This is a genomic window from Streptomyces sp. PsTaAH-137, from assembly GCF_003259365.1.
Lineage (GTDB): Bacteria > Actinomycetota > Actinomycetes > Streptomycetales > Streptomycetaceae > Streptomyces.
Genome location: NZ_QLLY01000052.1, coordinates 1 through 5,108, shown reverse-complemented (window position 1 = coordinate 5,108; position 5,108 = coordinate 1). Strand labels below are relative to the sequence as shown.

At 73.9% G+C, this 5,108-nt stretch carries 4 protein-coding genes and 2 pseudogenes; 1 reads left to right on the top strand and 5 read right to left on the bottom strand.

Annotated elements, in window-relative coordinates; genetic code table 11:
- The 3 genes and pseudogenes from K377_RS40575 to K377_RS40565 all read right to left on the bottom strand — a co-directional run.
- A pseudogene (locus tag K377_RS40575) lies at positions 1-409 on the bottom strand (hypothetical protein); the annotation flags it as partial.
- Positions 406-1,332 carry an SRPBCC family protein gene (locus K377_RS40570; protein ID WP_111668655.1) on the bottom strand — a complete coding sequence of 309 codons (927 nt, stop codon included), beginning with the start codon at positions 1,330-1,332 and terminating at the stop codon, positions 406-408. The gene K377_RS40570 and the pseudogene K377_RS40575, both read right to left, overlap by 4 nt.
- A gap of 109 nt (positions 1,333-1,441) precedes the next feature.
- Complete coding sequence (locus K377_RS40565) at positions 1,442-2,287, bottom strand: AfsR/SARP family transcriptional regulator (RefSeq protein WP_111668654.1); 846 nt, start codon at positions 2,285-2,287, stop codon at positions 1,442-1,444.
- Between the two features lie 383 nt (positions 2,288-2,670).
- Here K377_RS40565 and K377_RS40560 point away from each other — a divergent pair, with 383 nt between their 5' ends.
- Positions 2,671-3,351, top strand: coding sequence for a ScbR family autoregulator-binding transcription factor (locus tag K377_RS40560; protein ID WP_111668653.1), 681 nt, complete (start codon positions 2,671-2,673; stop codon positions 3,349-3,351).
- 39 nt (positions 3,352-3,390) lie between these two features.
- Here K377_RS40560 and K377_RS40555 read toward each other — a convergent pair whose 3' ends face one another.
- Positions 3,391-4,707: an ATP-binding protein gene (locus tag K377_RS40555; RefSeq protein ID WP_111668652.1), complete on the bottom strand. Its 1,317-nt coding sequence runs from the start codon at positions 4,705-4,707 to the stop codon at positions 3,391-3,393.
- Between the two features lie 139 nt (positions 4,708-4,846).
- Positions 4,847-5,108 (bottom strand): annotated as a pseudogene (locus K377_RS40550) (transcriptional regulator); the annotation flags it as partial.

The following is a 5,108-nucleotide window of genomic DNA, read 5'->3' as shown; positions in this document are numbered from 1 at the left end:
CCCCGCCGGTCGCCGCGACCAGCGCCGCGGGTCCGAGCAGCGCGCCGGTGCCGTCGTCCGGGCGGGGCCGGGCGCCGCCCAGCAGCCGGGTCGCCCAGGCGTGACCGAGGCCGAGGTCGCGGCGCAGCAGGGGGCGCAGGACGCGGACGAGCCGGTCGGCGTCGGCGCGCGGGCCGTCGCTCCAGGGCACCGCCCGGGCCAGGACATCGTCGTGGGCCAGAGGATTCTGCTCGCGCCGCGCGGAGGCGAGCGCGGCGCGGCCGTAGGGGTTGGCCGGGTCGTCGGGGTCGCCGAGCAGCGCCTCGAGGCGCGGCGCGTGCGGCGCCGCGTCCCGCGGCTGCCGTCCGGTGGCCCGGGGCGACGGCGTACGGACCATCGTCGGCCTCCCCTCGTCCTCGGTGGATGTCATCTCAGTCGCGGTACGGGACTTTCCGCGTGCCACTTGATCAGGTCGAGCGTTTCCCGGTCGGTGCCGGTGAGCCACTCCCGCACGCGCAGGCGGGCCGCGCCCGCGTCGGCCGCGGGCCGCAGCAGCACGTGGTGGGTGCTGGTCACGGTGAGCCCGGACGCGTCGGGTTCGAGGGACCACTCGCCGCTGTGCGCGGCGACCGGTCCCCGGCCGGCGCTCGCCTTGTGGACGATGCGGCCGGCGTGCGGGAAGCACAGGCGTACGGACGTGGCGGTGACCGGCTCTCCGGTGAGCGGGTCGCCGAGGTCGAGGGCGACGTGCTGGACTCCGGGCCGCTCCTCGCGGACCCGGGCCGCATCGACGTGCGGGAGGAGGTCGGGCCAGTCCTCGGCGCGGTACAGGAGGTCGTAGACGAGTTCGGGGGGTCCTTCGACGCGGGTGCTGTTCGCGAAGGACAGCAGCGACTCGTCGAGCGTGTCCCACCGTTCGGCCGCGTCGCGGACCTGGGCGAGCCGGCGGCGCACCAGGCGTGCCGGGGCGAGCGGGTCCTCGTCGGGCGCCGGGCGCGGCCATGCGCAGTGCAGGGTGAGTGCCGACCGCCCGTCGCCACGCGGGTGTTCGGGTTCGACGCTCCAGGTGCCCACCGTCCCGGGGCCCGGTTCCGCGGTGGTCTCCTCGAAGTCGACCGTGCGCTCGGCGGGTTGCAGGGTGCGCCGCAACTGTGCGCGGCGCACGTGGCCGCCCGCGGTGGTCCATACCGTCAGCCGGTCCGTGCGGGCGTCCGCGGCCAGGCGTTCGGCGTGGACGCAGGACGGCAGGAACAGCGGCCAGCGGGGCGCGTCGGCGAGCAGCCCGTAGACGACCGACGCGGGAGCGGCCACGGACACGGTGTGCCGGGCGGACCGCCCGCACCGCTGCGACATGAGGCCCCTCCTCCGAAGTGCGCGGCTGACGCGCACAGGTGCTGTGCATGCTGGGCGGCTCGTCTGGAGCGCCCTTGGAGTCCCGGCGGAAGGGCCGCGTCGTGGCCCCTCAACCCGCCCGGGTGAGTCCGGCGGCGACCGTCCCGGCGCGCTCGGCGAGGGTGCCGGGTGCGGCGGCGGTCTCCGGCCCGGAGACCAGGATGGCGCGCTGCAGTTTGACGAGAGGCGCCGACGGTTCGAGGCCCAGGGTGCGCACCAGGGTCGTGCGCAGCCGCTGGTAGGCGCTGAGGGCTTCGCCGCGGCGACCGGAGCGGTGCAGGGCCAGCATGTACTGGCCGCAGAGGTTCTCGTGGGTGGGGTATCGGCTGACGAGCACGGTCAGTTCGGCGAGCAGCCCGCGGTGCCGGCCGAGCCGCAGGTCGGCCTCGATGCGCTGGTCGAGCGCGCACAGCCGGCTTTCCTCAAGTCTCTTGATCTGGGGCTCCAGATGGACGCCCGCCTGGATGTCGGCCAGCGCCGATCCGGTCCACAGGGCGAGGGCGTCGCGCAGCCGGCGGGCGGCTTCCGGGTAGTCCTCGCCGTCCATGGCGCGGTAGCCGGCCCCGGCGAGCCGCTCGAACTCCTTGACGTCGCTGGTGCCTTCGGCGCTCCTGAGGAGGTAGCCGCCCGGGACGGTCATCAGGACGTCCTTGGCACTGCGCTGCTCGCTGTCGCCGGAGCGGGCCAGGGCGGCGCCGATGAGCTCGCGCAGTTGCAGGACGTAGGTCTGCAGGGTGGGGCGGGCACTGCGCGGCGGCTGCACGCCCCAGAGTTCCTCCGTCAGCACGCTGACCGGAACCACCTGGTTGACGTTCAACGCGAGCAGAGCGAGTACCTGGCGGGGTTTGGGCGCGCTCGGGGTGACCGAGACGCCATGCTCCCGTACGGCGAGTGTGCCGAGTACGTCGATGTCCACGAGGTCTCCCCGTTCGCCTGCTGCTCCCAGCCGGAGCGCTTTTCTTCTTGGGCGAAAGTAAAAAACAGGCCGGACGGTTTGTCAACGGAGGTGAGCGCCCGCCCCCGGAAGCCACAAACGCCTCAAATTTGCAGAGTTGCAGCTCAGAGAGATGGGGCGTGCGCAATTTTGTGATCACAAAACAAACCAGCCAGGCCGTTTTTACGGACTCTTAACGGTCCGCGGCCTCAATCTCCGCCCCGGCGCGCCGCCTTGAGAGGAGAAACATGGCAACGAGATCTCTCCCATGACTGCTGAGCCGCCGACGAAGCAGCTAAGATACGAACTTGACGGTTTTTTTCGACGGGACCTCCCCGGCACGCGATCGGAAGGTGGGGGATCACATGGCCAAGCAGGACCGCGCCGTCCGCACGCGACGGAACATCCTGTCCGCCGCCGCGACAGTGTTCGAGGAGCGCGGGTACCAGGCCGCCACGATCACCGACATCCTGCGCACCGCGGGGGTGACGAAGGGCGCGCTGTACTTCCACTTCCAGTCGAAGGCGGAGCTGGCGTACGGCGTGATGGACGCCCAGGGCCGCCGCATGGGCTCCGTTCCCCAGCGCGCGTGCAGGATGCAGGAGCTCGCCGACACGGTGCTGCTGCAGACCTACCGGCTCCAGCACGACCCGCTGGTGCGCGCGGGCGTCCGGCTCGCCATGGACCAGCAGGCGACCGAGCTCAACCGCGGAGCCTTCTTCAAGGACTGGAGCGTGGGCACGACCGATCTGCTGGAAGCGGCCAAGACACAGGGTGAGTTGCTGCCGCACGTCGTGCCGGCGGAGACGGCCGAGCTCCTGGTCGGTGCGTACGCGGGCGTGCACTCGATGTCCCAGGCCGTCAGCAGCTACGCGGACCTCGACCACCGGACGTCGGTACTGCTGCGCCACTTCCTGCCCAATGTCGTGCTGTCGTCCGTGCTCACGACGATCGACCTCTCCGTCGACCGGGGCGCGACGGTGTTCGCAGAGGTCGAGTCGAAGATCACCGACGCGTACGAGGACCCGCAGCAGGACTCCGCCTGACCCTTTTCGGGCCGGCCCGGGGTTCGGGCCGGTGTGTGCTCAACCGGCCAGTTCGACGGCGCGGGCGTGCGCGATCCCCGGCATCCCCGGTCCCTGCCCGCGCAGCGCCTTCGGCTCCCGCAGCGTCCTGGGCTCCCGGGCCGCCGCGGCTCCCGCGCACTGGGCCAGCCGCCGGGCCGCCTGGTGAAGCGTGATGCCGCGGGCACCGTCCCCGCCCTCCCGCAGCCCGTGCGCCTGCTCGAACAGGTCCTGCGCGACACACGACATCAGTTCCAGGTCCCGGTCCCGCGGGCGTTCGCCGGGATCGTCCGCCATCAGTGCGAGCAGCGGGGCGGCGACCTCGGACGGGGTGGCGCGCACGGCGCGCAGCGCGTGTGCGGCCCGCCACCACTGCCGCGTCCGTGACCTCAGGTCGTGGCCGGCGAGGGCCGCCGCGCGCACGGCGGGCTCTCTGCGGCCCAGTCCGTCGAGGAGTCCGCTGCCGCGCAGCGCGGCGAGGCCGGCCAGCGCCGCGGGCGCCGCGCCGTCCACCATGGCCTCCAGGAGGGAGGCGTCGAGCGGCCGGTCGCCGAGGACGGCGAGAGCGCGGGCGACCGCGACCGCCTCGGGGCCGCATGCGTGCAGGCAGTCGCCGACGGCGCGAGCGAACGGGCCGTCGCAGGAAGGGTGCTGGAACGCGGCGTTCTCCGCGAGGAGCGCCCGCAGCAGCCCGGGGTTGCCGCCGCTGAGCCGGTGCAGGCGGGCGGCGGCGCGGGGAACGTCCGGCCCGTCGACGTGCCGCTCCGCGCGCAGGATCCGTTCCACGTCCGCGGTGGTCAGCAGGGCCAGGCGCGCGCGTTCCACGTACGGGCGGCGCAGGACCGGCAGCGTGAACAGCTCCTCCCACCGGGTGTCGTGCCCGGCCGCGGTGGCCACCAGCACGACGGGTCCCGCGGGCATGCGCCGGGCGAGGGCGCGCAGCTGGGCGAGGGACTGCGGGTCCGCCCGCCGGACGTCGTCGACGCACAGCAGGACCGGGCCGCTTCTCGCGAGCGCGTCCAGGTCGGCGCGGAACGCGGCGGCAGCGGTGTCCGGGTGCCAGGCGCGGTCCTCGGCGAGGGCGAGGCTGCGGGCGAACTCCGCCCGGCCCCCGGTCAGTTCACGCAGGACCTGCCAGGGTCCCGCGTGCGGTCGCGCGGCGGCCCGGAGCACCTGTCCGCCCGCGGCGTCGGTCCGTCGTGCCAGGAGGTCGAGCAGGGTCGTCCTGCCGCAGCCGGGGCCGGCGGTGACCAGCAGCACGCGCGGCCGCCGGGTCCGGTACGACGTGCGCACCACGTCCTGGATGTCGGTCGCCGTGGCGTCCGGCCTCTGCGGCATCGCGTTCCCCTCGTCCGTCGGGCTCCCGCCACGCGTGCTGCTGCCGTGCGCCGGGGGCGTGGACGCAAGCGTGGGGTACGCCGCTCGTCGAGGGCTGGAGCGGGAGTCGACGCGGCCGGCGCCGCGGCGGCCGTGCCCGTCAGGCGGCGAAGCCGATGTTCATGACGTACTCGTAGGAGCCGTAGTCGGAGCCCAGGTCGGCGGTGATGCCGTCGAACCAGGCCGCGTCCATGGCCTCCTCGTCGCCGGCCGCCCACGCCTGGACCATGCGGTCCCACTGGCGCACGTTCAGGCTGCGGAAGGACACGTCCCGCTGGCGGGGGCGCGGGACGCCGGACTGGTTGAGCGGGTGGAACTCGACGCGGGTGCCGCGGCCGTCCCGGTTGAGGCGTTGCAGGAGG

What these genes read in the sequence shown, in the direction of transcription:
- K377_RS40560 (WP_111668653.1), top strand. Translation starts at nt 2,671, where the DNA reads ATGGCCAAGCAGGACCGCGCCGTCCGCACGCGACGGAACATCCTGTCC.
- K377_RS40555 (WP_111668652.1), bottom strand. Translation starts at nt 4,707, where the DNA reads ATGCCGCAGAGGCCGGACGCCACGGCGACCGACATCCAGGACGTGGTG.
- K377_RS40570 (WP_111668655.1), bottom strand. Translation starts at nt 1,332, where the DNA reads ATGTCGCAGCGGTGCGGGCGGTCCGCCCGGCACACCGTGTCCGTGGCC.